This is a genomic window from Pseudoalteromonas sp. S3260, assembly GCF_005886925.1.
GTDB lineage: Bacteria > Pseudomonadota > Gammaproteobacteria > Enterobacterales > Alteromonadaceae > Pseudoalteromonas > Pseudoalteromonas tetraodonis.
The window spans coordinates 1-259 of the sequence record NZ_PNCV01000251.1 but is presented as its reverse complement, the minus strand read 5'-3'; the positions used below and the strand labels follow the sequence as shown (position 1 = coordinate 259).

Sequence of the window (259 nt, the reverse complement as noted above, 5' to 3'; positions counted from 1 at the left end):
TACCGAGTATGGCAATCACCCACATCCAGAACACGGCACCACTGCCGCCCAAAGAAATAGCAACTGCCACCCCGGCAAGGTTGCCAGTGCCCACACGAGCGCTTAGGCCGGTACACAGCGCTTGAAATGAGCTTATTTGGTTTTTATCCGCCTGAGCACTGGTTCTTAATAGCGCAAACATATGGGTAAAGTGAGTGAGCTGAATCCCTCTGAGCGAAATCGAAAACCACACACCAGCAAAGAGCAGTAAATAAATAAG

Annotated in this window: 1 protein-coding gene; it reads right to left on the bottom strand. The window is 49.8% G+C overall.

Features of this window, described 5'->3' with window-relative positions:
- Positions 1–259, bottom strand: a 259-nt coding sequence (locus CWC14_RS18355) for an alanine:cation symporter family protein (protein WP_138564320.1), incomplete at both ends; no start/stop codon positions are given.